This is a genomic window from Streptomyces sp. GC420, assembly GCF_009916105.1.
Lineage (GTDB): Bacteria > Actinomycetota > Actinomycetes > Streptomycetales > Streptomycetaceae > Streptomyces.
On sequence record NZ_JAAAXQ010000025.1, the window covers coordinates 1 to 24779 of the forward strand.

Consider the following 24779-nt stretch of genomic DNA (forward strand, 5'->3'; position numbering starts at 1 on the left):
CCCTTACCCCGGGGCCCGGCACCCCGCACAGCCGAACCAGGTACGTTCGAAGGCGTGGCTGGATTCAGGATCGGACGCGGCCGGGACAACCGCACTCGCACTCCGCAACACCCCCCGCGGCAACAGCCGTACGGACCGGGGCAGCAGGCCCCGCCGCCGTACGGCGGCCAGCAGTGGCGCGCGCCGGGAGGCGACGGGCACGGGGAGCCGGAGTACTTCGGTGACCCCTATCACCATGGCGCAGCGGCACCGGGCCCCGCGGCCCACTACGACAACAACCCCGGGCACACCCAGATGTTCAGCGTCGGCGAGGCCCCGGACGCGTACGCCCCGGGTCCCCAGGACCCGTACAACCCCGGCCAGACCTACCGCGCCGGTGACGCCGCGGCACCCCCCGCCGGGCCGCGCCTGTCCTGGAAGCAGCTGCTGACCGGCATCGTGCTGCGCCCCAACGCGACCTTCTTCCAGATGCGCGACTACCCGGTGTGGGGCCCCGCGCTGATCGTCACGTTCCTCTACGGCATGCTGGCGATCTTCGGCTTCAACGAGGCGCGCGAAGACGCCATCAGCGCCACGCTGTCCACGGCCGTGCCGTACGTGCTGACCACGGGTGCCGCCGTCGTCATCAGTGGACTGATCCTCGGCGCCGTCACCCACACCATGGCGCGCCAGCTCGGCGGCGACGGGGCCTGGCAGCCCACCGTCGGCCTCTCCATGCTGATCATGTGCATCACGGACGCCCCGCGTCTGCTGGTCGCCGTCTTCATGGGCGGCGACGCCTCCTTCGTCCAGCTCCTGGGCTGGCTCTCCTGGGTGGCGGCGGGCTTCCTGTTCACCACGATGGTCAGCAAGTCGCACGACCTGCCGTGGCCGAAGGCCCTGGGCGCCTCGGCGATCCAGCTGATCGCGCTTCTGTCGCTGATCAAGCTGGGCACGATCTGAGGCCGACGGGAACGCGGTACGGGGCCGGCGCGGACTCCTCGCGCCGGCCCCGTACCGCGTTCGTTCCCGCTTCGCGATCTCGGTGGCGCCGCTCGCCGGGCGCCCTGCCCAGCGCCGTCCCGTACCTGCCCCGTCAGGCGTCGAGCACCTGCCCGCCCCTGCGGACCACGGGCCGCTCGGCACTCCAAGCGATGGCCCTCCGGTTCATCACGATGCGGCCGGATATCGATACTGACCGACCTCGGGATCCGGCGGACCGTCCATTCCTAAGTCTTCACGCATGGCCTCCCGGAGATGCGCGTTCTCTCGCCAGAGGTCAGCACGAACCCGAAAGTACGCCTCACCTCTGACGTCGGGGTCCTCGATGAGCCCGTCTCGCATGCGAGTCAACGCGTCACACGCCCTCACAGCCAACTGAATGATCTCGGCCGAAGCGGTGAGTGACAGACTCTGCCGAAGCCGCCAAATGCCCGAGCCGTCCAGAGCCTGATGAAGGTCACCGTAGAGCCGGTCATCGGTCGAGCGATCAGGCTGGAGGACAACCGTCCGCATGTCGGAGTGCCCTCGACTGAGCGCCATGAGGAAGTCGGAGTACACGGCTCTACGCGTCTGAGCTCTCTCCCTCTCCTGGTCACGACGCCAACGGATGCGCTCGGCGATCAATGCGGAACTCACACCGACTACGGCTCCAGCCAGGGTGCTCACCGGGGATATCCAGTCCACCGGGGTGTGCTACCCAGGTGACGGATACCTGCTAACACTCGACAGCCGTCACGCGCCCCCGAAGAGGTGTCAGACCGCTTCCTTGTTCAGCTTGGCCTCTTCCCCCGACTTGTGTACCGGAGGCAACGCACTCCACGGGAAGTTGATCCAGTCGTCCGTGCGCTTCCAGACGTACTCGCACTTCACCAGGCTCTGCGACTTCTCGTAGATGACGGCGCTGCGCACCTCGGCGACGTGATCGACGCAGAAGTCACGGACCAGCTTCAGCGTCTTGCCGGTGTCGGCCACGTCGTCGGCGATCAGCACCTTCTTCCGGGAGAAGTCGATCACGTTGGGCACGGGCGCCAGCATGACCGGCATCTCCAGGGTCGTGCCGACCCCGGTGTAGAACTCGACGTTCACCAGGTTGATGTTCTTGCAGTCCAGCGCGTACGCGAGCCCGCCCGCGACGAAGACCCCGCCACGCGCGATGCTGAGCACGATGTCGGGCTCGTAGCCGTCGTCGGCGACGCTCTGCGCCAGCTCGCGCACGGCGTGCCCGAACATCTCGTAGGTCAGGTTCTCCCGCCGGGCCTCACGTATCTCGCTCATGCGGCCGCCCTCACACCTGCGTCCGGTGGAAGTTGAGGTACGAGCGGGAGGCGGTCGGCCCCCGCTGCCCCTGGTAACGGGACCCGTACCGCTCGGAGCCGTACGGCGCCTCGGCCGGTGAGGACAGCCGGAACATGCACAGCTGCCCGATCTTCATCCCCGGCCAGAGCTTGATCGGCAGCGTCGCGAGGTTCGACAGTTCCAGCGTGACGTGCCCGGAGAACCCGGGGTCGATGAACCCGGCCGTGGAGTGCGTCACCAGTCCGAGCCGCCCGAGGGAACTCTTCCCCTCCAGCCTGCTCGCGAGGTCGTCGGGAAGGGTGATCACCTCGTACGTCGAGGCCAGCACGAACTCGCCCGGATGCAGGATGAACGCCTCGTCGCCGTCCGGCTCGACCAGCCGCGTCAGGTCCGCCTGCTCGACCGCCGGGTCGATGTGCGGATAGCGGTGGTTCTCGAACACCCGGAAATAGCGATCGAGCCGCACGTCGATGCTCGACGGCTGCACCATCGACTCGTCGTACGGATCAATGCGTACCCGTCCTGCGTCGATCTCGGCCCGGATGTCCTTGTCTGAGAGAAGCACCCCCCGAGGATACGCAGGACGCGCGGACCGGCCCCAACCGGCCGTACCCCGCGCGCCCCGACGCCTGCGACTGTCTCCCTACCTCTTCTCCAACTCCACCGGCACAGCGTGCCTCAGCCGGGCGCAACGCGGGCAGCGGAGCAGCCGGCCTGGACCGATCCGGGCGGCTCCGAGCTGCTGCATCGGGAACGAAGCGGTACTGAACACGTGCCCTTCGGCACAACGGACGACGGTGCGATCCATCAAGTCCCTTCCCCATCCACGCGTGACGACAAAAGCCACATTAGGGGATCTCTAGGACGCCGCTCCACGCGGCACTCCGCCCCACCACCGTACGCCCCAACTCCCGCCCGGCGCACCAGCATCCCTGTCCCGTAACCCACCCTTCACGCAACCCGAAGGCCCCTGGCCGAATACACCAGGGGCCTTCGATGGGGTACAGTGAGCGACGATGAGATCGCCTTAGGGCGTCTTGATCACGCGGGTGTAGTTTAATGGTAGAACATGAGCTTCCCAAGCTCAGAGCGCGGGTTCGATTCCCGTCACCCGCTCCACGACGAAGGCCCAGGTCACAGACCCGGGCCTTTCTTGCTGTCCAGACCTTTCAGGTCCTCGCACCAGATCGGTGCAGCCTTGTCAGGCCGCATCCTTCGCATGGTGCGCCGTGAAGCGGACGACGATCTCGCCACGCTCAGGGGCGAGGTGGATGTCCAGGTCGGATTCCATCGCCTGAGCCAGCCGGGACAGCAGCGGGAGCGTCGGGGTAGTGCCGCCCAGCTCTATACGTGAAATCCCGGGTTGGGTCATGCCTGCCCGACGAGCGAGCTCACTTTGAGAGATGCCAAGTTGCCGACGCCTCTCTCGCACTCCGTCAGCCAGTCGCTGCGCATAGTCCACCGCGCACCCCTACGCCGCGCGCCTGTCGAAGGACACGGCGGCGCCGCCCGACGGAGCCAGGTGCACGTCCACGCCGACCTCCAGGGCCGCAGCCAGCCGGGCCAGCAGATCCGAGGTGACCGGCAGCACTCCACCGACCTCAATGCTGTCGACCTCGTCGGCGGAAGTACCGAGCCGGCGCGCCAGGTCGTCCTGCGAAAGACCCAGTTCTGCACGCCGGTCGTAGACGAGCTGGCCGAGCGCCATGGCCAGCCGGATCTGCTCACGCTCCACCGCCACCTCGGGCGGCTCGGTGTACCCCTCGGCCAGCTGCCGCTCACGGGCCAGCTTCCAGCGTGCGTGGTTCACCGCTCCTCCTCCTGTGCGTCACGACTGTACGTCTCGTGCGCAGCCGAATGCTCCGCCTCGCACAGCCGCTTGGCCTGCCTGGCCCGCTTCACCTCGGCGTCCTCACGCATCTTCGTCTTGCGGAAGACCGTCAGCAACACGATTCGCTGCTCGGGAGCGAGCCAGTACGAGATCCGCATGGCAGCGCCACTGAGACTAAAGCGCAGTTCCCGCACGCCGTCACCCAGGTAACGGGAATGCGGCTCACCGAGCGTGGTCGGCCGCTCGGCCAGAAGCTCGACCTTCTCCTCGACCTGCCGATAGTGCTGCGGTGACAGGTCGGCGAGCCATTGCCGCACCTCCGGCTCGATCTCGACCACGTACAGATCACCCATACCAGAGATCGTATATCACGAGCATGGTATGGGCGGGTTACCCAAGCAGCCCATGAGGGCACCCACCGAGACCGTCGCAGAGGCGACCACCACCGACGCGAACCGAACGTGCCAGATCCGTGCCAGAAGGGACGGTGAACCGCGGTCAACAGCGGCAAGCCGAGGACGCCACGACAACACATGAACCATGGCGTTCCCGCAGGTCAAAGGACAATCATCAGCTGGCGGCCCGGTGATTCCCAAGCCCAGAGCGCGGGTTCGATTCCCGTCACCCGCTCCACGACGAAGGCCCAGGCAGGCGCTTGCTCCTACCGTTCGACCGCGCTGGACGCACCATGGCCCCCTGATCCCCATGCCGACACTCAACCCCGCAGCACTTCGCGCAGCGGTCGTCCAAATCGCCCCTGCGCATCTGCCGGCACACCGGCCCCATACCGATCGGCAACCCGACACTGATCGTCGTCCACCCCATCCAGCCCTCGCCGGACATACAGACACCGGGGCCCCGGCTTCACGGTCCTGACCCTCCGCGGCGGCACGCACGCCGACCTCGTGGTGAATGCCATCACCAACGTGAAGGTCAGCTGTGCGCGAGAGAACCTCTCCTGTCCGAACCGGCCACTGTCCCGGGTCGAAGCTGAAGGAACCGCATCAGGCGATGTCGCGGATGTTGTGCTCGCTCAGGTCGGACGCGTGCCGGGCGATAGCACGGTAGTCGGCATCGTCGTGAAGGACAGCCAGGCCGTGATGGGCCGCGGTGGCAGCGATGATGAGGTCCACCGCCGATGCGCTGCGATGCTCCCCGGCCTGGGCCATGCGGTGTTGCACCGCGCCGATCCAGCGCCCCGCGTTCTTCGGCACCGACGCGTCGGGGTACAGGTCGGTGAACATCTCCACGATCTCGTCATACTCGCGCCTGCTCCGGGCGCTGTACAGAAACTCGGCGCGCTGCGCGTAGCAGGATGCGATGGCCCCGGCATCAATCGCGTCGTACCAGGCGGATTGCAGTTTGCGATCGCGGAGCAGTCGGACCAAGCCGGAGGTGTCGAGCAGGTAGATCACCGGCTGTGCTTCTCCGCCCAGTGCAGGCGCTCGGCATCGTCGACGGCACCCCACTCACGCGCACGCTCGAAGTGGCGCCGGATGCGCACCGCGCGCTCCTGCTGCTCGGCATAGAAGTGCAGAGCGAGGTTGACCGCTTCCTTCTTGGTCCTGACCTTGGACAGAGCCATGGCGCGTTCCAGCGCATCGTCATCGATGTCGATCTGGGTAACAGACATGCCCCCGACCTCCCTCACAATGTTGGCTATGTACATAGAAGTATACGCCACCAACATCTGCCCGCGACGGCTCACCACGAGTCGAAGTCCACGGCCTGATCAAAGCCGACATACGGCACGCGGCCGCACCGGAGTCAGTAGGGCAGTCCAGCCATCGCGTCAGCGATCTGCCGACGCCCCTCCCGGCGGCGCTCACGACGCTCCTTGAACGCCAGGATCGGCAAGGCGCACGACCCGGTGACGACTGCCGGGCAGATAGGCCGACGGGATGTCACCGGAGTCCAACAGGCGGGCGACGAACGGACGGGACAGGCCCAGCAACTCGCCCGCCTCGGCCGGGGTCAACTCCGTTTCGGATGCCAGGACCGTCACCGCATGCCCGGCCGCCAGCTCACCCGCGGAAGCGATGAGGATCCGGACCAGTGCGGTCGCCCGTCGCCGCACCAGATGTGCACCAGATCGGGCGGCGATCACCGGTCAACGGCGGTCACAGCGGAAGGCCAGAGCGTGCCTCGTTTCTGGCGTGCTCGCAGGTCAGAAGACGTGTCGACTGGAAACGGCCGGTGATTCCCAAGCTCAGAGCGCGGGTTCGATTCCCGTCACCCGCTCCACGACGAAGGCCCAGGTCACAGACCCGGGCCTTTCTTGTTGTCCAGACCGCGTCAAGCAAGGCACTCGGCGTCGCTCCCGCTCCGCCGGGCGCGCTCTCGGCTCCCCTGCGGGTGCCGCTCCTGCCTCCAGCCCGCTCCGCCCGCGCTGCGCCGACGCGCGTCCACAGGTGGATGGGGTCGATGGCCATAAGTCGATCACCGCATAGAGCGGCCTGCGGTCAAGGCAATGCCTCCGGCGGGGGATCGGTCGGCATCGGGATGGCGGGGGCGCCGTTCCCGGCCGCGGGTCCATATTGGCGTGCGCGGGGAGCTGTCATCCCGTCCGCCGTCAACCCAGGCAGAGCCGAGCAGACGCGGCCCCGGCGTCCAGGTCGTTCGTACAGTGGCGCGCTCCACCTGGACGCCAGGAACAACGCCCGCTCCACGGCGTGCGGCAGACCCGGCGGACGGAATGGCAGCTGGGGTGGGTGGTGGGTTCTGAGGCCGCCGCCGACAGCGCGATAGGCTCACCGCCCGTATAGGCAGGGCTCAGAGCGGTAAGGGGGGAGCCGTGCGGCTCACGGTGCCGGTGCACTGGTCGGACCTATGGGTGCCCGCTTCGATGATCGTCCTAAGCGTCAGCCTCGGCTTGGTGACTCGTCGGAGGCGGCACAGGCGGCAGACAGCAGTCAGGCGGGGCTCACGAACTCACTGGGAATGGCTGCCGTTCGTGTTCGGGGTGGCTACAGCGCTCGGAGAGCTCTCGCTCCTTCTTGACCTACCCGATCCCTGGACCACGATCATTGACGTGATTGCCCGTGCGTTCGCCCTTACCACTGTGTTCATGTTCTTCCGGGCAGTTTTCATCCTTTTCGTGCGCGGCGCTCGGCGGGTGTTTCGACGTCGAGGAGCGGACACCAGCAGCTGACAGCATCTGCCGCAGATGCTGGAACGTGGAGCTGCAACTCATCTTCGCCCGAGCACCCGGCATGGGCAGATCTCGACAGCCTTGGGCATCAAGACACCGGGTTCGACTACGCCAAGATCGGCGCGCCCAGGATCACCGCGCTGGGAGAGATGCGCCGGTTCATCGAGTCCCTACCCCCACACGGTCACAACTGGAGGTCGGGAGTACTGAGCTTCTGTCGTTTTTGCAGGTCAGCACGCATGCCAGCTGAAGGCATCCGGTGATTCCCGAGACTCAGAACACGGGTTCGATTCCCGTCACCCGCTCCACGACAAAGCTCCAGACCGGCGGCCCGGGGCTTTGTTATTGTCCGGACCGCACTGGCATCACGTGCCCGTTGCGCGCCGAAAGGGGTGACATCACCATGCGGATGATCAATCCCTGCACGTACGGTGGGAGCCGCAGGGGACCCGTCGATTCCCACCGGAGAACGTGATGACCACGCAGCCCGAGCAGCCGACGCGCGGAAGCGGCCAGGACGAGCCGGACGCGGCACGCCGTATCGCCCAGCCGGCGAGCACTCCCGAGGGCCTCCGTGCCGCTCTCGCGCTGGTCGCCCCGGATGCGCTGCCGGCCTTCGACGCCGAGCGCGCAGCCGCCCTGAAGCAGGCCCGCGAACAGGTGAACGCTGCGCCCATGCGCCGTTTCGTCGGGCAGTGGGCCGTCTACGTCGCCATCGAGCGCCACCCGGAACGGGCAGCCCGGCTCAGGGCGCTGGAAGCCCGTTCGGCCGAGGTCGACGAGATCGGCGAGGCCCGCGAAATCGCGGCCGAGATCGGCCACATCCTCGACGAAGCATGCGCCGAAGCCGGCATCGACAACCGCCGAGGAGCAGCGTGAGCGACCAGGACGAGTGGCGCTGGGAGTACGACCCGGACGCCGAGCACGTCGTGGCCGGCCTGCCCGCACACGTTGTGGCCGAAGTAGAACGGCTGGCAGGAGAGATGGTGGCGCTCGCCGAGGTCGGCGTAGACGTCACAGACCTCGGGGTAGGTCCGCAGCAGGGCGTACCGGGCGGCGTACGGCGGATCCCACTGCTCTCGGACGGCTGGTTCTACGCGCTGCCCCTGCCCCGCGTGCGTCTCATCGCAATCACGCGAGTGATCCCCCCGTTCGCCCATCTCTGAAATCCCGCCCCACGGTCGTTCGGACGAGACCCGAAGTCGTCCCACGACCGGCGGCCATCCGTCCATGAACTCACGTGAGCAGTGCCGGACGATGCCCAGTCGCTCACCGACAGACTTGGAAAGCGTGTGGGCCGGCCTCGGTATGGCCCGGGGCACGGCCCATCGGATGCCCCATCGGCGGACTACGTTGATCACCGTGGACGAGGAACCGATCACCATCAAGCTCAGCCATGATCAAGCATTCGTGCTGTCGGACTGGCTGCACAAGGTCATGTTCGACTCGGACGACCTCAGCGGCATCGTGAAGGACCGAGCGGTGTGGTCTCCGATCTACGCCATCTCGGGCACCCTCGACAAGTCACTCGTCGAGATCTTCATGCCCGACTACGAGACCCGCCTCTCCGCGGCCAGGCGACGCCTTCTCGACGCCATGGGCAACGAGGACGACGAGCATGGGGAAGCCCCGCCAGGGCAGCAATGACCCCGGGGCTGTGTGCACGGCAAGCGCACCAGAGCGCACCAGATCGGGCGGCGATCACCGGTCAACCGCAGTCACAGCGGAGGCCGGAACATGTTTCGATTCCGAGCTCTATACGTGAGATCCCGGGTTGGGTCACGCCCGCCCGACGGGCGAGCTCACTTTGCGAGATGCCAAGTTGCCGACGCCTCTCTCGCACTCCGTCAGCCAGTCGCTGCGCATAGTCCACCGCGCACCCCTACGCCGCGCGCCTGTCGAAGGACACAGCGGCGCCGCCCGACGGAGCCAGGTGCACGTCCACGCCGACCTCCAGGGCCGCAGCCAGCCGGGCCAGCAGATCCGAGGTGACCGGCAGCACTCCACCGACCTCAATGCTGTCGACCTCGTCGGCGGAAGTACCGAGCCGGCGCGCCAGGTCGTCCTGCGAAAGACCCAGTTCTGCACGCCGGTCGTAGACGAGCTGGCCGAGCGCCATGGCCAGCCGGATCTGCTCACGCTCCACCGCCACCTCGGGCGGCTCGGTGTACCCCTCGGCCAGCTTCCAGCGTGCGTGGCCGGCGAATGACCCGTGCCAGATGCGTGCCAGAACGAGGAGGGAACCGCGGTCAAGAGCGGTCAGGAAGGCGGCTTCCCCGTACGGCGCTGGATGGCTTTCTCCGCAGGTCAGGACCCCGCCCAGTCCCATTCGCCCGATGATTCCCAAGCTCAGAGCGCGGGTTCGATTCCCGTCACCCGCTCCACGACGAAGGCCCAGGTCACAGACCCGGGCCTTTCTTGTTGTCCCGGCCAGGCTGAGCGTCTCATGCCCGAGGCGCACCCAAAGGGCTCCGGGCGTACCACGGAGGCCCGAACGCGAGCATCCGGGGCAGCGGCCCTCTCAGGCGACGGTGTACTCGGCATCCCCGAAGTCCGCGACCACCCGTAGCCGACCACCGAGAGCCTCCACATAGGCTCGGAGTGTCGCGACCTCGGCGCGGTCCAGCTCGCCGTTCTCGATCGCGGACACCCGGGGGGCCGAGACTCCCATCGATGCGGCGACCTGGCGCTGGGTCAGTGCCTGCTCGCGGCGGACCTCTGCAAGTTTGTGAGCGCGCACTTCTGCCGTCAGCCGGTCCATGGCCGCCCGCTTCTCCTGTGCCGACCGCACCGGCAACCCGGCGGCTTCACGCCTCTCGCGCGCCTTTCGCTTGGTCTCCTCCCAGCTGACCGCAGTCATTCGTACTCCCTGGTGTCAAGATCGGCCAGATGTGCTCGGTAGCGCTTCTCGGCAATCGGAATGTTGGCGTCGTACCAGCGCTGCCAGTTTCCCGCCTTGTCGCCGGCCACCAGCAGCACCGCCCGGCGTACCGAATCGAACGCGAAGAGGATCCGGACCTCACTGCTCCCGGACGACCCCGGTCTCAGCTCCTTCAAGTGATGATTCTCGGCACCCTTGATTCAAACGACGCCAGACGCGGGCGTACACCGGCGCCCTGTGGACGGTCACGTAATTCCCCAGGGCTACGGTCACGTAATTCCCCAGGCTTCGATCCCGTCGTTCCGGAGGGGTGTCCGGGGCCAGCGTGCCTGAAGGCGGCCCGAACTACCGCCCTGAGCGGAGGCCACCCCAATTCACATGACAGTTGCGAGCCAGCTCCGCGATCATTGGCCGATGACCACGAGACCGGACCTTCTCAGTCTGAGAATCGCGTGCCCTCCACCCGACGAGGGCGGCGTGGAGGTCCGCCCGATCGTCAATGGCCGGGATCTTCTGGCCGAGGTGGTCCCCGGTGGTGTGGGAGGCTCCCGGTACCTGGGAGTAGGCCCCAGGGATCTGCTGGGCCAGGACGGGTCGTTGCATGCCACGGCGACGCCCCACGAGGTTCGTCTTGCTTGGTCCGGGTGCGGCGTGGAGGAGTGCTGTGGCGCGCTGTACATGAGGGTCACGCGTAACGGGGATCATGTTGTCTGGGCGGGCTGGCGCGACCTGGCCAATCAGGACTTCGACCTGCCGGAGCTTCGGTTCACCGCAGGTCAGTACGAGGCCGAGGTCCTGCGAGCCGGAGAGGACCGCAGTTGGGAGTGGCCGGCAGGAGCGGTTGCGCGGCTGCTTGAGGCGGGGCTGAGGGGACGCGGGGACTGGCTCGTCAGGTGGGACTGCGAGTTGGAAGGCGTCTGGGCCTCCCGCAAGGAACCCGATCGAATCCACGTCGTCCTGAGGCATCCCCGTAACCGGGCCGATGCAGATCTGCCCTGGCTACAGTTCGGGATGACCCTCCCGATCTCCGCGGACGCCCCATCGGTCCAAGCCGAGCGCCTTGAAGCGCGGCTGACCGGAGGCGATCCCCGTGCCACCGCCGAGGTCTGGGGAGGTTCGCATGATGCCGAGCAACTGGGCTACCCATGGCCGCCGGTCGACCCGCTGTTCATGTGAACGGCAGGGCGAGGCGAGGTTGGGCCTTCCCCTGCCGTTGGACATCCACTCGCAACCGCCATCCCCATGGGGAAGCGTGACCGTGCGGGTGGGGAATTACGTGACGCTGATCATGTAGATCGTGGGGAAAAGCGTGACCGCTGACACCCCCTGTCCGGCTGTCGCACCGGTCGACAACAGCCGCCAGAGCGGGATCAGATCGAACTCCTGAAGCGGGTGTCGAGGCCCGATCCTCAGCCGACTACCAAGCCTTCCGACCACCATTGATACTCAATGGACCTTCAGCCCGTGGTTCGGGAGGAGGAGGCACGCGGCCAGCGCTGGCAGGTCTCGCTCTTGGCCATCGACGAAGCCCGGCCGTCGGTTAGGTCCCGGGCTGTTCCCGGGCCGCCCCCAGACAGAACCGGGGATGCAGCTGCGCTACAGAGCTGGGCACCTCGGATGCCGACCGCGCGTCCGTGACCCTAGCCGTAGTCACTGACAACGGCCTGCTCATGAGAAGCCAGTGGGCGTCAGCGCCGGGCCGTCTCTGGGCCGTCCGAGGCCGCTCGGCAGTGGCCGATGACGACCAACGACGGCCACCAGGCGCACGGGCCCATTGCCCCTGAGCAGGGAAAACCCAGCTCATCAAGATCCCCGGCAAGACCCTGGGCAAGAAGAAGCGAATCGAAGGGCCTCCTGCCCGCGAGGAACTCGCGGGCAGGAGGCCCTTCGATGTCCTGAGGCCACTGCTGGGCTATCAGACGGGGGACTTCTATCTCTGTCCCTGGCCGCCAGCACCCGGAGCCGCCAAAGGCTGTCGGGACGCGCCGTGTTCCGCGATTCGCGGACACGGTTTCCGCTCAGGGCCTCAGTCCGTGCTCGGTCGGCGGGTCGCGGGCGGGATGCTCTGGTCGTACTGGAAGACGTTGTGCGGGTCGTACTTCGCCTTGATCTTTCGCAGTCGGTCGAAGTTGGACCCCCAGTAGGCGGTCTCCCAGTCCTGCATGCCGATGTTCGGCACGTTGACGTAGGCGCCGTCCACGTAGGGGCGCAGTGCATGGCTGAATTCGGCGATCCAGGCCTGGGCCTGCGGGGTGAGCGGGTCGCAGACGCCCGGCTGGTCGGAACGGGTCCCCCAGCCGGCGCCGGGCTCGGAGTAGAAGATCGCGTCGCGGTGCGGGAACGCCGTGCCGCCGCGGGGGCTCCTCCTGACCGCCCCGCCGAACGCCTGGGTGAAGAAGTTGCTGTCGTCCGTCGGTGCGTCCTGCATGAACGAGGAGATCACGTCGATCGCCTTGCTCGGGAACGGCTTCCTGGTGAACTGCGAGTAGAACTTCCAGTTCGCGGGTTCCTGCTCTGTCGGGATCTGGAATCCCGAGTACACCTGGCCCCAGTTTCCTACCTGCACCGACACCTGGGGGCTGCCGACCGACAGGATCGGGGCCAGCAGCTTCTTCGCCTCCGCAGGTGTTCCTTCCGCGAGGACCGCGAACAGCAGGGTCTGGTTCCGGTGCACTTCGAGCTGGGTGCCGAGGCGGTCGTCGGCGTACGGCGCAGTGCGCTGCCAGGCGTCGAAGACCCTACGCAGGTCGCCGATTCCGTCCCACGTGGCCTGCACATACGTGACGCTCTTCAGCGGGGCCACTTTGTAGGTGAGTGAGGTGACGATCCCGAAGTTGCCGTTTCCCGCTCCACGCAGCGCCCAGAGCAGGTCCGAGTTGTTGTTCAGATCGGTCTTGATCACCTTGGCGCACTCGGCGCCTTCCGCGACGACGACCTCGGCGCCGATCAGGCTGTCGCAGGCCATGCCGAGCCAGCGGGTGAGGAAGCCGAAGCCGCCGCCGAGCGTCGCCCCGGCCAGGCCCACGCTGCCTTCGGTCCCTGTCGTCACCGCGAAGTTCTGCTTCGCGAGCGTGGTCACCGCTTCCAGCTGGCTGAGTCCGGCGCCGACCGTCGCGACACGAGCGGCGCTGTCGATGTGGACCGACTTCAGCTCGCTGATGTCGATCACGAGGCCGCTGTCGACGTTCGACCAGCCTTCAAGACTGTGGCGGCCGCTCCGGATCCGCAGCGCGACGCCGTTCTGCCGTGCCCACGTCAGGGCGTTGACCACGTCCTGGGTGTTCTGAGCAAAGACGATGACCAGCGGATAGTGAGAGAAGAGCTGGTCCCAGCCGAGGCGCGCGTCCGTGTACCCGGGGTCGTTGGGGCGGACGATGCGGCCGGTCAGCTTCGCCCGCGGACACTCCGCCCCGTACGCCTCGCTCACGGAGGCCGCGGTCACGGCACTCGCACCGGGGGCTTCGGCGGCCGCGACGCCCGGCACGACGACCGCGCCGGCACCGGCGACCGCCGTCGTCTTGAGCAGTCTGCGACGGGAAAAGTCGTTCATGGTCCGTGTCCTCCCGACCACCAGCGGGCGCAAATCAACCCTTTATGGACTATTCATGCGAAGCGGACGTTAGCAAGGGCGACCACGGTGGACTGTCTCGACACGCTCGCAACCACGACCGCGGCGCCTGACGCTGTAGGTCCGGCACGAGCCGGATGCGCCCGGCCGGTGATGCGACCGCCCAGGCCAGGCAACACCCTTCCGTTTCCGTCTCATTCAGCGGCGGCCGTGGGCGTTCAACCGAGATCCAGCGGCCCAGCAGGCGGGATGGTCGCACAGGCCTGAACGCAGGTGAACGGCTTCGCACGCGGCCCCGGCAGCCACCAACAGACGTGGGAAGCGTGCGCCTACCAGTGCATCCGTCGATGGCGGTGACGGCAGCGCTGACGGCAACGACGGCAGCGGTCAGCAGCCAGCCACGGCAGGCTGAGCGTCTCGTGCCCCCTGCGTACAGAACGGGGTGGCATCACCATGCGGATGATCAATCCCTGCACGTACGGTGGGAGCCGCAGGGGACCCGTCGATTCCCACCGGAGAACGTGATGACCACGCAGCCCGAGCAGCCGACGCGCGGAAGCGGCCAGGACGAGCCGGAAGCGGCACGCCGTATCGCCCAGCCGGCGAGCGCCGCTCTCGCGCTGGTCGCCCCGGATGCGCTGCCGGCCTTCGACGCCGAGCGCGCAGCCGCCCTGAAGCAGGCCCGCGAACAGGTGAACGCTGCGCCCATGCGTCGCTTCGTCGGACAGTGGGCCGTTCACGTCATTTCCACCGGCATCCCGACCGGAACCACCTCACGGCGGCCGTCTGATCGCAGCGGCCCGACAAGGGGTGTGGCGTCGGACCGAGCCGCCGCGACGGCCAGAAGTTCCGTCGCGGTGCGGCTGCCGTCGACCGGAACGGGCGTATCCATCAGCCAGGCGGCGGTGTCGGCCACCATCGTGGGCGGAATGACGAGCAGGGTGCGGAACCCGTCACGATAGGAGCAGAGCACCATCTCGTTCTGGTCGTGACCGGACACGAACCAACCCACGCCCACAATGTGCCCGCCGACGGCGATCTGGTGCGGGACGTCGGGCCACAGCTCAATCCCCAGAGTGACCCTGGTGATGCTGCCCACCCCGTCCATCGCTTCCAGCAGAACGGGCAGCTCGTCGGCGAGATTGTGGGAGTACGGCCACCAGGCCCCGTCGAATCCGCCCGGGACGGCTTCGTACGCTGCCCGGGACAGCCGGACCAACGGCAGTGGGGAAAGGCGCGTCGCGCTTGTCGCGAGATGATCGGCAGTCGGTTCCATGACGTGAACCTGCCTCCAGGCGCGATCTGAGCGGCCCGGCACAGTGGTTCACCGAAAACGGCGCCGGCAAGGCCACCGGCGCACGCAATGCCTTCGGCATCCCCACCCTACTCCCCAACGGACTCGCCCCTGTCCGGCATGCATGGCCCACAGACAGTACGCCACGATCACGTGCCACACGGGGAACACCAGGGGATGCAGACCCGGTGAGTCAGCCCTGCCAACAGGTCCGGCTGCCCCTCGCCGGCCCGCGACGAGGGGAACGAACATGTTTCTCAGCTCCGGTCGGACCTGAGCTGAGACACCGGCACGGTGTCCTTCGGGGCTGTCGGAGTGGCTCGGTGCTGCGGGCCGGACGCATCTGGCCGTACCTGGGGAGGTACAAGTCGCTCGCCGGTTCCTCGTCCTGGCTCCGGCCGCCGCACCCCCATCCGCCGTGCCACGCGCCGGCACAGTTGAAGCAGGGCGGTGTAGAAGCGGTCGGGGAGGAACACGGCGTCCGCAACGATCATCGCCCCGGAGAAGAGTGGTAGCCCCATGAGTACCGCGATACCGAGGTGCATGCTCAACAGCAGAGTCAGAACGGGGTACTTGAGCCTGCCGAAGAGCACGAAAGGAAAGGCGACCTGCAAGAGCACCGTCATGTAGCCGGCGATCGCGATGAGGATCGCGTAGTCGTCCGCGAGATGGGAGAGCGCGGGCCAGGGCTGGAACAGTTCGAGGTTCAGAACGTAATGGAGCGCGGTTCCGCCGCCCCAGGAGTCGCCCTGGACTTTGTAGAGTCCGGCTGAGCCGTAGAGGAAACAGACTTGTGCCGCGATGACGAAGACACCGCAGTTGTGCACAACCGTGGCCAGGACGACTCGGGCGTCCTGGAGTCGCTGTGAGCGGAAGCTCCTCGCCGGTTCCGGTGCGCTGCCCGCACGAGCCGTTCTGAGCCTGTCTCTGCGTGCGTCGAGAGACCAGCGCCGGCCGCACGCGGTGAAGACGAGGTAGACGGCCATCAAAAGGATCAGGTTGTCACCCCCATCCGTCATGAAGATCGCTCGCGCATGGAACGAGGTGACCACGACGGCGAAGAGGACGGACGTGACGCGGGTTCGCCAGCCCACCATGAAGAGCGCGGATGTGAGGAGTGCGATCGCGTAACAGAGTTCGAAGTAGACACGGCTGTCGGACAGGATCAGGATGCTGTTCCAGCCCGTTTGGTCGAACAGTTGGCTATAGCCCGGGAAGCCTTAATGCCGTCGGCTGCATACTACGCAGGAAATCTCACCCGCCCACAACCCGCCCAGCAGAGGAAGAGAAGTGATTACACGCTTTTGCCGCACCACACAACAAGGATGTTTAATTCATATCATTGATCATCCGATAAATCACCCGACGGGGAAGTCGTTACTTGACCCATATGGGGCAGAGTTGCCGCCCCAGCAATGCCGTACGCCCGCAAGTACCGCCGGTCCGGTGATCTCGCGAACCCGCTGCGGGAACGGCGTGGCGTACACCGGCACTGGACATGGCAGGCAAAGGCAATGTGAGGGAAGAAGAATGCGTCTCCACGCCTTCCAGGTGGGTTGATCACCGTCGCCTGTGGCGCTGCCGGTCATCGTCCTCGGCCTTTCGGGGGAGAGAAGGCCGGCTCTGGCGCGTTTCCCACCCCTCCGGGGCATCCCTCATTGGAACGAAAAGGAGACACGATGCCGCTCTATCTATCGAGGTTCAGCTACACGCCGGAGACTTGGGCGAGGCTGATCGGCCACCCCGAGGACCGCGCAAAGGCCGCTCAGTCGTACATCGAGTCCGTCGGTGGGAAACTCCATGGCTTCTGGTACGCCTTCGGCACGCATGACGGTTACAACCTGTGGGAAGCCCCCGACAACGTGTCCATGTCCGCGGTCGCGCTGGCGATCAGTGGAGGCGGCGCGCTCAGCTCGTTCGAGACGACTGTTCTCCTGACCGTCGGTGAGACAGCCGAGGCCCTGCGCAAAGCCGAGCGGGTCAAGTACCGGGCTCCTGGCTCGTAGCGGTACGAGATCACTCACGGCAACCGGGGTCAAGCCTCAGGCTTGCGGTGCGGCAGAGAAGTGCGGCGACCGGGCAACCGCCACCCGCCCGAGCGCGCCCGCACAACCGTGGAAAGTGCCCTCCGCTCGGACCGACGGAACCCCTCGCCGCCGTTCCGCCCTGGAGCCGCCGTTCCGCCCTGGAGCCGCCGTTCCGCTGGGACGCGGGCACTGATTTTCCCGTGGTGCGGCGCACTGGCGGGGGACTCGGCGAGGGCAGCGGCGTGCCGGTGCATCCTGGTGCGGCCGGATGAGCGGCCTCTCTCGGGTGCCGGTGCTCAGGACGGCGAGTCCTGGTGACCGCCTCGGCGCAGGGCGCGGGTGCACCAGCCGATGATCGCGGCGTTGACCAGCGCCCCGAGAACGACGGCCGCGACGAGCATCACGGCGCCGTCCGGCAGTACGAGCAGCAGCACGAGGCTGGCCGGGGCGGCGGCGAGGAGTGGGATGACGCCCGCCATGGACTCGCCCGAGCTGTCGCCCGCGGCCGCCACGAACGCCCACACGAGCAGGACGGCACAGACCACGAGGTAGACGAGGCCGACGACGCCGACAGCCCCGCGCAGACGGCGGGAGACGGATCGGCCGGAACCGGTACTGGTCACGGGGATGGACTCCTTGGTTGCGTTGCGGTGCTCAGAGGTGGGTGCCGGATGGGTTCGGGCGGGCGAGGCCGAGGTCGTACGCGAGGATCGTCGCCTGTACGCGGTCCCGCAGCCCGAGTTTGCGGAGCAGCGCGTTCACGTGGGACTTCACGGTGCCTACGGTGATGCCGAGTTGCTCGGCGATCTCCGCGTTGGTGAGGCCGGACGCGACCAGGGTGAGGACGCCCCGTTGGCTGCCGGTCAGGCTGTCCAGCTCGGGGGAGCTGCCGACCGGGACCGCGGTGCCCGGTCCTGAAGCGTAGTGGCCGATGAGGCGGCGGGTCGCGGACGGGGCGAGCACGCTCTCGCCGGCCGCCACCACCCGGATGCCCTGCAGCAGTTCGGAGGGGCGTACGTCCTTGAGGAGGAAACCCGAGGCGCCGGCGCGCAGCGCGTCGAAGACGTACGCGTCGAGGTCGAAGGTGGTCAGGACGAGGACACGGGGCGCGTCCTGCCGGCCGGTGATGATGCGGGTGGCGGCGATGCCGTCCAGTACGGGCATGCGTACGTCCATGACCACCACGTCGGGTGCCAGCTCTTCGGCGAGCCGTACCGCTTCGGCGCCGTCGGCGGCGTCGCCGACGACCGTCATGTCCTCCTCGGCGTCGATCACGGCGGCGAACCCCGCCCGTACGATGCCCTGGTCGTCGACGACCAGCACGCTGAGGCTCATCGTTCCCTCTCCTCGTTGTCCGGCGCGCCTGCGAGTGGCAGCCCGAGGCGGACGGTGCCCTGCGGGCCGGTTGTCAGGGTCCCGCCGAGTGCCGAGACCCGCGTGATCAGCCGTTCCCGTACGCCGGGGTCGGCGGCGCGGGGCACCCCGGTGACCGTGAGCGTCAAGTTACCGTCGCCTGAATCGAGTTCGAGCACCGCCGGCTCCTCGCCGACGGCCGCGAGCACGGTCTCGGCGGCGCGGTAGGCGGCCAGGTCGACGGCGGTGGGCAGCCGTTCCGGTACGCGGTCGGTCAGCCGTATCTCGACATCACGGCCGGTGGCCCGGAGCTGGTGGGCGAGCAGGTCGAGCGCCTGGAGGGTGGGCTGCGGCCGCAGTTCGGGCCCTGCCTCGCCCTCCCGCACCGTGTCGAGCAGGGCGCGCATCGCGGCCAGGGCCTCGCGGGCGCGTTCGGCGGTCACGTCGAGCCGGCCCGCCTCCGCCTCCGCGACCATGTCGGCGGTACGGGAGAGGACGGTGGTCTCCAGCCCGGCGGCGATCCTGCGGCGCTCGGCCCACGCGTCCCGTACGGCCTCCTCGGTCCAGGAGGCGAGGCGTTCCTCCCGCGTGCCCCGGGCAGCCCGGTCGCGCCGCCCGTGCAGGGCTCCGGCCCAGCGGGCCGCGCCGACCGCCAGGGACGCCGCGGCCGTCGTCCCCGCGACGACCGCCCAGACAGGGACTGTCGTGCCCCGGTCCAGGACGGCTGCTGTCGCGGCTGCCGCGTGCGCCGCCACGGCGGCGACAATCAGGACCGGCAGGACCGGCAGGAGCAGGCGCGGGCGGTTGCCGGCAGCGGACGGACCGGCGGCCGGACCGGTGGCCGGACCGGCAGCGGACGGACCGGCGGCGGTGCGGGCCGGCAGGAGCAGGCGCGGGCGGTTGCCGGCGAGGAGCGGACCGGCTGTCGTACCGGCGGCGTCCGCAGCAAGCGCCGCGCAGGTGGCCAGCAGGCTCAGCGCGGGGGGCAGGACCACCGGACCGGTGTAGTCGCCCGTGGCCATCGCCAGCGGCCAGAGCAGGGCCAGACCGAACAGGATCCCATGGGACGCACGGGGCGCACGGCGCAGCCACAGCAGTGCGACCGCCTGCGCCGCGACCAGCAGCGCGAAGAGCACGCCCGCGGACACCCGCGTACCGCTCGGTGTGTCCTCCGCCCGGATGACCAGCACCGGGAGCAGCGGCTGCACGACCAGGCCGACGGCGGCCGTCAGCTGCGCCAGGCGATAGCTCGGCGGAACGGACCGTTCCACCGGGGCTGCGGTCCGGCCGGGCAGGACCGCGCGCACCTCCCAACCGCCCCCCGCTGTCGGGCCAGTGGTGAGGGTGCCGCCGGCCTCCCGAGCCCGCGACCTCAGGAAGCCCTGGCCGCGACCGCCGCCGAGCCCCGCACCGTGCACCGCGGCACCGGCCGGCGGTGCCGCGCTCGTCACCACGACGTCCGTTCGGGTGTCGCCGTACCGGACTCGCACCCTCGTATCCGCACCGGGGGCGTGCCGTGCCACGTTGGTCAGCGCCTCGCGCACGATGCCGTACGCCGCCTCCGCGACGGCGCCGTCCGGCAGGGAGTCGATCTCGCATTCCACCCGCTGGTCCAGGCGCCGGAAACCCGCGACCAGGTCCAGCAGCCGCTTCTCCGGCGACGGCAGGTCCTCGCGGGAGGGCGCCGGCGCCCGTACCGCGCCGAGCGCCCGGGTGACCTCCCGGCCGGTCTCGACCGCGAACTCCAGTGCCTCCTGGACAAGTTCGGGACGGCGGTCGCGCAGCCCGAGGGCCGCCCCCGCCGTGACCACCACGGCCGTCAGATGGTGGGCGCTGACGTCGTGCAACTCCCGTTCCATGCGGCGCCGCTCGGCCGCCGGGAGCCGGTGGCGCTCGGACTCGGCCCGGCTCAGCAGCTGTTCGGCCGCCTTCCGCGCGCGACGGGCCCGCCGTACGAGGAGACCGGCGCCGCACGCTGCGGCGTACAGCACCGAGGTCAGGACGAGGTCGAGGCCGTTGCGGTCGCTGAGCCCGTGCAGGCTGATGCCCTGCAGCAGTTGCCAGACGGCAAGCGCCACCACGCACAACACGGCGGTGAAGGCGTCGCGTTCGATCGCCGCGGTGAACAGGGCCAGTGCGACACCCGCGGTGCCGAGTACCGCCATCGCCCCGGCGGGCAGCGGCCCGGCACCCAGCGCACAGGCGGCGGCGACCACGACGAGGGTGGCCACCGGGCGGACACGGCGGAGGGCGAGTGCGGCCGTCACCACTCCGGCGACCAGGGCCGCCACGAGAAGGGCGGACGCGGGCGGGACGGCCCCGCGCACCAGCGCCGCCCCGGGCCACACCACGGCCTGGGCGCAGATCAGCAGGACCGGGAGCAGCCGGTCGTCGGTTCGGTTCATGACGTAGCAAGGCTATGGCCGCAGGTCAGCGGCCCGGCTCCGGCTGGAGGCGGATTCCGGTCTCTTACCTGGGTTGCAGAGGCTCTACCTGCGGTTCGACGCGCCGTTCGTCCCGCAGCACGAGGACGGCGCCATGCCCCGGCCATAGGCTCGATCACATCGAGAACGCGGTCGACCACCGCTTCTACGACCACTCACAAAGCCGGTACCACGAGCGGTTCTTCCACGCTTTCCGCGTATCCGGCTCTCAACGAACTCAGGGGGATCTCCCATGTCCAAGCGCATTCTCTTCTCCTCGCTCATCGGCGCCGTCGCCCTCGGCGGAGTGGCCGCCGGCGGTATCGCCCTGGCCTCGGCCCCCACGGAGCCGACTCTGGAGAACGGCTCGACCCGCTACGTGGCTCCGTCCGACGGCAGCGCGGGCTCGTTCACCTACACCGCGGACGTGAGTGACGACTCGGGCATCCGGGGCCTCAAGGTGCTTGTGTGGCCCGCGAGTTCGAAGCTCGACCCGACCGAGGCGGAGCTTCGCTCGGTGGACAGCGCCAAGTGCCGGAGCACCTCCGACGAGACCACCCGCTGCACCTACACGCTGAAGGTCACGAAGCAGGAGGCGGCCGAACTGGCCGAGGGCACCTGGTATGTCTCGGCACTGGCGACGGCCGAGGACGGGGACACGACGTTCGTGCCCCACGCCGCCGCCTTCGACGTCACACGCTGACCCGCCGGTCGAACCCCCAGGTCGGGCCTGGGGGCATGACCGGTCACGGCGCGGCCCGATCCGGTCGTTCGCCCGCTGCTGGTGCCGCGGCAGGAGGTGCTGTCACGGAACACCGAAGTTCCGCAGTCGAAGTCGAAGTTGCGCTCGGTGTCGTCGATGGCGATGTTGTCCGACGACGGCTTGGCGGCACTCTCTCATGCATGCGCAGGGCCCCGGCCGTGCCAGGCCGGGGCCCTGCGTCTCGTGTTGCGTGCTACTGCACGTCGACGTAGTCGCCGGGGGCGGAGACGGCCGGGGTGGTCGTCGTTCCGGAGAAGCGGCAGCGCCGGTAGCCGTCGGTCGAGGCGGTGACCGTGGTCTCGAGGGCGCCGCTGGACGACGACGTTGGCCGTCTGGCTCGGCATGACGCGAACCCGTCAGCGGACACCATGGGACCGCTCAGCCAGAAGACCGGCGCCGGGCCTTGTTGTCCGATTCGCGTCCTGGGCGCTCCGCTCGGCCACCCACCCGTCCGCCCTGCCCGGAGGGGACCGCGCGCCGGGCTCGCCCCACCGTCTGACTGCCCATGAACGCAGGTGAACGCCTCCGCACGGCACCCAGGCATCCACCGGCAGAAGAGAGCGCGTTGCGGTCCTGTCAGTGGGCGGCTGTAGCGTCCGCACATGGCAGTCAGACCATCCGCCACGTGGCGGGACGAGGTGTCAGCCAACACCTCCGCGGAGCTCTACACGCCGGCGATGCTGGAGGCCACCGACACCGCCCTGACCGCGTACGAAGAAGAGGTGCGTTCCCTCGGTGAGGCGTCGGACGAGCGCATCCTCGCTGCCGTCGAGCGAGTGGTGGAGCAGCTCAACATCATCGACGCCGAGCACGGCGCGTTCTGCACCATCGAACGCGAGGAGCTGTGCGAGTACGTGGACCAAGTGCTCACGGAGCAGGACATCGACGTCTCAGGTCTCCTCGCTCGCCAAGACATGGAGGAGCTCACCGAGCGGTGGCGCGACTGGTAGACCGGTCCGCGCCCGTGCCGGATGCGTGCCGCAAGTAGTGGGCAAAATCGTCCTCGCGGCAGACGCCGACGGGTTCAGATCCTGGCACGTCGCTCGCTCACGCTCGCTGAGGACGGCACCCCGGACGGAACTCAACTGCTGCCGCTCGGCATCCGAGTGCTGATGGATCAGTGGACCGCAGACCTCACGCTTCGGACCGGAACGATTCCCGCCGCCGGACGTCCGATCACGATGCGCACGGAGGGTCGCTCACCGCCGCTGGTCGACGAGGCCGGACTGCCAGGCCCATGCGGCGATCTCGACGCGGTTGCGGGCGAAGAGCTTGGTCTGCACGTTGCCGAGGTGTGTCTTCACCGTGCCCACCGAGATGGACAGCTCGGTGGCGATCTCCGCGTTGGTGAGCCCTGTGGCCACCAGCCGCACCACCTCCGTCTCGCGCGCCGACAGCTCGGGGTGCCGTCCATCACGGCGCCCGGGCGGGGGGACGCCGTCCGACAGCCTTCGCAGGAGACGGACGGTGATGGACGGGCTGACCAGAGCCTCCCCGGAGGCCGCCGCTCTGATCGCCTCGACCAGCAGCGCGGGTCCGGAGTCCTTGACGAGGAAGCCGCATGCGCCGTCGCGCAGCGCCCGGTGTACGTACTCGTCGTCGTCGAACGTCGTGACCACGACGACCTTCGGCGGGTTCACCAATCCGGGGCGGGTCAGCCTGCGCAGCGCCTCCAGTCCGTCCAGCCTGGGCATGCGGATGTCCATCAGCACCACGTCCGGCCTGCACCGTTCGGCCAGTTCGACCGCCTGCACGCCGTCCACCGCCTCCCCGACGACCTCCAAGTCGTCCTCGGCGGCCAGGATCATCCCGAAACCGGTGCGGACCATCGCCTGGTCGTCCGCGATCAGCACACGGATCGTCATGCGGCATCCCCCACCGGCAGTGTCGCCTTGATGCTCCAGCCCCCGGACGCCTCGGGGCCCGCCTGGACCCTCCCGCCGATCACGCTCACCCGTTCTGCCAGTCCCCGCAGGCCGAAGCCCCCGCCCAGGGCACGGCCCAGCGCGTGGCGCGACCGTCCGTCGTCGCCCACCTCCACCGTGACCCGGTCGCCCGACCGGACCAGACGCACGTCCACCTCGGTGAAGTCGCGGGAATGCTTGCGTACGTTGGTCAGCGCCTCCATCACCACCCGGTGCACGGTGGTCGTCACCTCCACCGGCAGATCGTCGAACACGCCCTCCATCCGCAGCCTCGCCCGGCCGCCGCCGCCGACCGAGGCGAACCCCTCCACCAAGGCGCGGACTTCGTCGATGCCCGCGAGCGGCGCGCGTACGGCGCGCTCCCCGTCCGGGTCCGCGTCGTCGCGCAGCATCCCGACCATGGCGCGCATGGACTTGAGCGCCTCCGTCCCCGCCTGCTCGATCCGCTCCAGTGCGGGCAGCACCAGGTGAGGCTTCCTGGCCGCGATCGTGCGGGCTCCCTGTGCCTGTACGACGATGCCGGTCACGTGGTGGGCGACGAAGTCGTGCAGGTCCCTGGCGAACTCGGCGCGCTGCTCCAGCCGTACGGTGGCATCCCGCCGCCGCCTGTCCGCCGCGACCATGCGTACGGTCAGGCCGACGCCCAGCGCCGCCGTCGCCGCCAGGGTGAAGAAGAACGCCACGACGACGCTGGTCTCCTTCACCCCGGCGGCCAGTGGCCGCAGGACGATCGACGCCATCAGCGCCGGTGCCGTCACCGCCGCCCACACGGGCGCCGCACGCCGGGCTACGAGCGTCAGCAGTCCCAGGAGCGCCGCCGGTTCGGCGAGCCCGTACGGGTCCGCGGGAGCGGTGTCCGTCGGCCCGGCGGGCAGTACGTAGCCGGCGTGGACGACGTGGACGGCGACCGTGGTGCTCAGCGACGCCACCACCGCGGCACAGGCCGACGCGTGCAGCCCCCTGGGGCCGAGCCGGGACGAGACGAGGAGAGCGGCGACCGCCAGCAGGGCGCATCCGTGTTTGAGTGCGCCGACCGCGGCGCCGTGGAACATGCCGTAGCTGTAGTCGGACAGTCCGAGGCCGAGCAGCAGCGCCGCCGCCGCGGGCCACACCACGGCGCCCGGCCGGGGCCATCGCCAAGACCTCATGGCGGTGAGCGTAGCCCGAAGGGGGCCGGAGGAGATCGGCCGAAAGTCGCAGTGGGCGGCGAAGGTTCTGTCTTTGGGGAGATCCGCTGTCACGGCGCGGCGGACGAGAGTGGCACCGCCGCCCGGACGACGGGGGCG

Annotated in this window: 27 protein-coding genes, 1 tRNA gene and 3 pseudogenes; 9 read left to right on the forward strand and 22 right to left on the reverse strand. The window is 68.7% G+C overall.

The genetic code is table 11. From position 1 onward, the window contains the following. Window positions 1–54: 54 nt before the first annotated feature. Window positions 55–942 carry a Yip1 family protein gene (locus tag GUY61_RS05400; RefSeq protein WP_166628896.1) on the forward strand — a complete coding sequence of 296 codons (888 nt, stop codon included), beginning with the start codon at window positions 55–57 and terminating at the stop codon, window positions 940–942. 792 nt (window positions 943–1734) lie between these two features. Here GUY61_RS05400 and GUY61_RS05405 read toward each other — a convergent pair. Together GUY61_RS05405 and dcd are read right to left on the reverse strand one after the other, a co-directional pair. Further along, window positions 1735–2256, reverse strand: a complete 522-nt coding sequence (locus GUY61_RS05405; RefSeq protein WP_166628897.1) for a phosphoribosyltransferase — start codon at window positions 2254–2256, stop codon at window positions 1735–1737. Between the two features lie 10 nt (window positions 2257–2266). Beyond that, the gene (gene dcd / locus GUY61_RS05410; protein WP_166628898.1) at window positions 2267–2842 is read right to left on the reverse strand and encodes a dCTP deaminase; all 576 of its coding nucleotides are present in this window, start codon (window positions 2840–2842) and stop codon (window positions 2267–2269) included. Window positions 2843–3322: 480 nt separating this feature from the next. Here dcd and GUY61_RS05415 point away from each other — a divergent pair. Continuing rightward, window positions 3323–3396: transfer RNA gene (locus tag GUY61_RS05415), tRNA-Gly, on the forward strand. Between the two features lie 82 nt (window positions 3397–3478). Here GUY61_RS05415 and GUY61_RS41100 read toward each other — a convergent pair. The 6 genes from GUY61_RS41100 to GUY61_RS41470 form a co-directional block, all read right to left on the reverse strand. Continuing rightward, entirely contained in the window at window positions 3479–3739 is a 261-nt protein-coding gene (locus GUY61_RS41100; RefSeq protein WP_166628899.1) for a helix-turn-helix domain-containing protein, read from the reverse strand. A 9-nt stretch (window positions 3740–3748) separates the two neighbouring features. Next, window positions 3749–4087, reverse strand: coding sequence for a helix-turn-helix domain-containing protein (locus GUY61_RS05425; protein ID WP_166628900.1), 339 nt, complete (start codon window positions 4085–4087; stop codon window positions 3749–3751). After that, complete coding sequence (locus GUY61_RS05430; RefSeq protein WP_166628901.1) at window positions 4084–4461, reverse strand: type II toxin-antitoxin system RelE/ParE family toxin; 378 nt, start codon at window positions 4459–4461, stop codon at window positions 4084–4086. The genes GUY61_RS05425 and GUY61_RS05430 overlap by 4 nt, the downstream gene beginning before the upstream one ends. A gap of 651 nt (window positions 4462–5112) precedes the next feature. After that, window positions 5113–5523: a PIN domain-containing protein gene (locus GUY61_RS05435; protein WP_166628902.1), complete on the reverse strand. Its 411-nt coding sequence runs from the start codon at window positions 5521–5523 to the stop codon at window positions 5113–5115. Further along, window positions 5520–5741, reverse strand: a complete 222-nt coding sequence (locus GUY61_RS05440) for a type II toxin-antitoxin system VapB family antitoxin (protein ID WP_166628903.1) — start codon at window positions 5739–5741, stop codon at window positions 5520–5522. Before GUY61_RS05440 ends, GUY61_RS05435 begins: the two co-directional genes overlap by 4 nt. Before the next feature lie 192 nt (window positions 5742–5933). After that, window positions 5934–6215 (reverse strand): helix-turn-helix domain-containing protein, encoded by a 282-nt coding sequence (locus tag GUY61_RS41470; protein WP_208105596.1) that lies wholly within the window; start codon window positions 6213–6215, stop codon window positions 5934–5936. 1518 nt (window positions 6216–7733) lie between these two features. Between GUY61_RS41470 and GUY61_RS05450 the strand changes: the two genes are divergently transcribed. The 3 genes from GUY61_RS05450 (at window position 7734) to GUY61_RS05460 (ending at window position 8906) form a co-directional block, all read left to right on the forward strand. After that, window positions 7734–8138 (forward strand): DUF6247 family protein, encoded by a 405-nt coding sequence (locus tag GUY61_RS05450; RefSeq protein ID WP_208105597.1) that lies wholly within the window; start codon window positions 7734–7736, stop codon window positions 8136–8138. After that, complete coding sequence (locus GUY61_RS05455) at window positions 8135–8425, forward strand: hypothetical protein (protein WP_313896528.1); 291 nt, start codon at window positions 8135–8137, stop codon at window positions 8423–8425. Before GUY61_RS05450 ends, GUY61_RS05455 begins: the two co-directional genes overlap by 4 nt. A gap of 166 nt (window positions 8426–8591) precedes the next feature. Further along, on the forward strand, window positions 8592–8906 hold the full coding sequence (locus GUY61_RS05460) for a hypothetical protein (protein ID WP_208105598.1): 315 nt from the start codon (window positions 8592–8594) through the stop codon (window positions 8904–8906). Window positions 8907–8967: 61 nt separating this feature from the next. Here the strand turns inward: GUY61_RS05460 and GUY61_RS05465 are convergent, their stop codons facing one another. The 4 genes and pseudogenes from GUY61_RS05465 to GUY61_RS05480 form a co-directional block, all read right to left on the reverse strand. Beyond that, the gene (locus tag GUY61_RS05465; protein ID WP_166628905.1) at window positions 8968–9132 is read right to left on the reverse strand and encodes a helix-turn-helix domain-containing protein; all 165 of its coding nucleotides are present in this window, start codon (window positions 9130–9132) and stop codon (window positions 8968–8970) included. Between the two features lie 9 nt (window positions 9133–9141). Continuing rightward, entirely contained in the window at window positions 9142–9588 is a 447-nt protein-coding gene (locus GUY61_RS05470) for a helix-turn-helix domain-containing protein (RefSeq protein ID WP_166628906.1), read from the reverse strand. Between the two features lie 192 nt (window positions 9589–9780). After that, complete coding sequence (locus GUY61_RS05475) at window positions 9781–10119, reverse strand: XRE family transcriptional regulator (RefSeq protein WP_166628907.1); 339 nt, start codon at window positions 10117–10119, stop codon at window positions 9781–9783. Then, window positions 10116–10340, reverse strand: a pseudogene (locus GUY61_RS05480) (type II toxin-antitoxin system RelE/ParE family toxin); the annotation flags it as partial. The pseudogene GUY61_RS05480 and the gene GUY61_RS05475, both read right to left, overlap by 4 nt. A 214-nt stretch (window positions 10341–10554) precedes the next feature. Here GUY61_RS05480 and GUY61_RS05485 point away from each other — a divergent pair. Continuing rightward, window positions 10555–11316, forward strand: a complete 762-nt coding sequence (locus tag GUY61_RS05485; protein WP_166628908.1) for a hypothetical protein — start codon at window positions 10555–10557, stop codon at window positions 11314–11316. 850 nt (window positions 11317–12166) lie between these two features. Here the strand turns inward: GUY61_RS05485 and GUY61_RS05490 are convergent. The 4 genes and pseudogenes from GUY61_RS05490 to GUY61_RS05505 all read right to left on the reverse strand — a co-directional run. Further along, window positions 12167–13690, reverse strand: a complete 1524-nt coding sequence (locus GUY61_RS05490) for an FAD-binding oxidoreductase (protein WP_166628909.1) — start codon at window positions 13688–13690, stop codon at window positions 12167–12169. 347 nt (window positions 13691–14037) lie between these two features. Continuing rightward, complete coding sequence (locus GUY61_RS05495; protein ID WP_166628910.1) at window positions 14038–14448, reverse strand: hypothetical protein; 411 nt, start codon at window positions 14446–14448, stop codon at window positions 14038–14040. Further along, on the reverse strand, window positions 14445–14984 hold the full coding sequence (locus tag GUY61_RS05500) for a DUF5994 family protein (protein ID WP_243766201.1): 540 nt from the start codon (window positions 14982–14984) through the stop codon (window positions 14445–14447). Before GUY61_RS05500 ends, GUY61_RS05495 begins: the two co-directional genes overlap by 4 nt. A gap of 275 nt (window positions 14985–15259) precedes the next feature. Continuing rightward, window positions 15260–16204 (reverse strand): annotated as a pseudogene (locus GUY61_RS05505) (HTTM domain-containing protein); the annotation flags it as partial. A 477-nt stretch (window positions 16205–16681) separates the two neighbouring features. On the opposite strand from GUY61_RS05505, the gene GUY61_RS05510 reads away from it, so the two are divergent. Beyond that, the gene (locus GUY61_RS05510; RefSeq protein WP_166628911.1) at window positions 16682–17008 is read left to right on the forward strand and encodes a GYD domain-containing protein; all 327 of its coding nucleotides are present in this window, start codon (window positions 16682–16684) and stop codon (window positions 17006–17008) included. 317 nt (window positions 17009–17325) lie between these two features. Here GUY61_RS05510 and GUY61_RS05515 read toward each other — a convergent pair whose 3' ends face one another. Genes GUY61_RS05515 through GUY61_RS05525 form a run of 3 tightly spaced genes read right to left on the reverse strand, consistent with a single transcriptional unit; the run spans window position 17326 to window position 20787 of the window. After that, the gene (locus GUY61_RS05515; RefSeq protein ID WP_166628912.1) at window positions 17326–17652 is read right to left on the reverse strand and encodes an SCO4225 family membrane protein; all 327 of its coding nucleotides are present in this window, start codon (window positions 17650–17652) and stop codon (window positions 17326–17328) included. Between the two features lie 31 nt (window positions 17653–17683). Further along, window positions 17684–18364 carry a response regulator transcription factor gene (locus tag GUY61_RS05520; protein ID WP_166628913.1) on the reverse strand — a complete coding sequence of 227 codons (681 nt, stop codon included), beginning with the start codon at window positions 18362–18364 and terminating at the stop codon, window positions 17684–17686. Next, window positions 18361–20787 carry a histidine kinase gene (locus GUY61_RS05525; RefSeq protein ID WP_166628914.1) on the reverse strand — a complete coding sequence of 809 codons (2427 nt, stop codon included), beginning with the start codon at window positions 20785–20787 and terminating at the stop codon, window positions 18361–18363. The genes GUY61_RS05520 and GUY61_RS05525 overlap by 4 nt, the downstream gene beginning before the upstream one ends. 271 nt (window positions 20788–21058) lie before the next feature. Between GUY61_RS05525 and GUY61_RS05530 the strand changes: the two genes are divergently transcribed. Then, window positions 21059–21508 (forward strand): DUF5707 domain-containing protein, encoded by a 450-nt coding sequence (locus GUY61_RS05530; RefSeq protein ID WP_166628915.1) that lies wholly within the window; start codon window positions 21059–21061, stop codon window positions 21506–21508. 253 nt (window positions 21509–21761) lie between these two features. Here GUY61_RS05530 and GUY61_RS05535 read toward each other — a convergent pair. Continuing rightward, window positions 21762–21890: pseudogene (locus GUY61_RS05535) on the reverse strand (calcium-binding protein); the annotation flags it as partial. A gap of 280 nt (window positions 21891–22170) precedes the next feature. Here GUY61_RS05535 and GUY61_RS05540 point away from each other — a divergent pair. Beyond that, a complete protein-coding gene (locus tag GUY61_RS05540) occupies window positions 22171–22518 on the forward strand; it encodes a hypothetical protein (RefSeq protein ID WP_166628916.1) in 348 nt (115 codons plus the stop codon). A 249-nt stretch (window positions 22519–22767) separates the two neighbouring features. Here the strand turns inward: GUY61_RS05540 and GUY61_RS05545 are convergent, their stop codons facing one another. Together GUY61_RS05545 and GUY61_RS05550 are read right to left on the reverse strand one after the other, a co-directional pair. Then, the gene (locus GUY61_RS05545; RefSeq protein ID WP_166628917.1) at window positions 22768–23433 is read right to left on the reverse strand and encodes a response regulator transcription factor; all 666 of its coding nucleotides are present in this window, start codon (window positions 23431–23433) and stop codon (window positions 22768–22770) included. Then, complete coding sequence (locus tag GUY61_RS05550) at window positions 23430–24641, reverse strand: sensor histidine kinase (RefSeq protein WP_166628918.1); 1212 nt, start codon at window positions 24639–24641, stop codon at window positions 23430–23432. Before GUY61_RS05550 ends, GUY61_RS05545 begins: the two co-directional genes overlap by 4 nt. Between the last annotated feature and the right edge of the window lie 138 nt (window positions 24642–24779).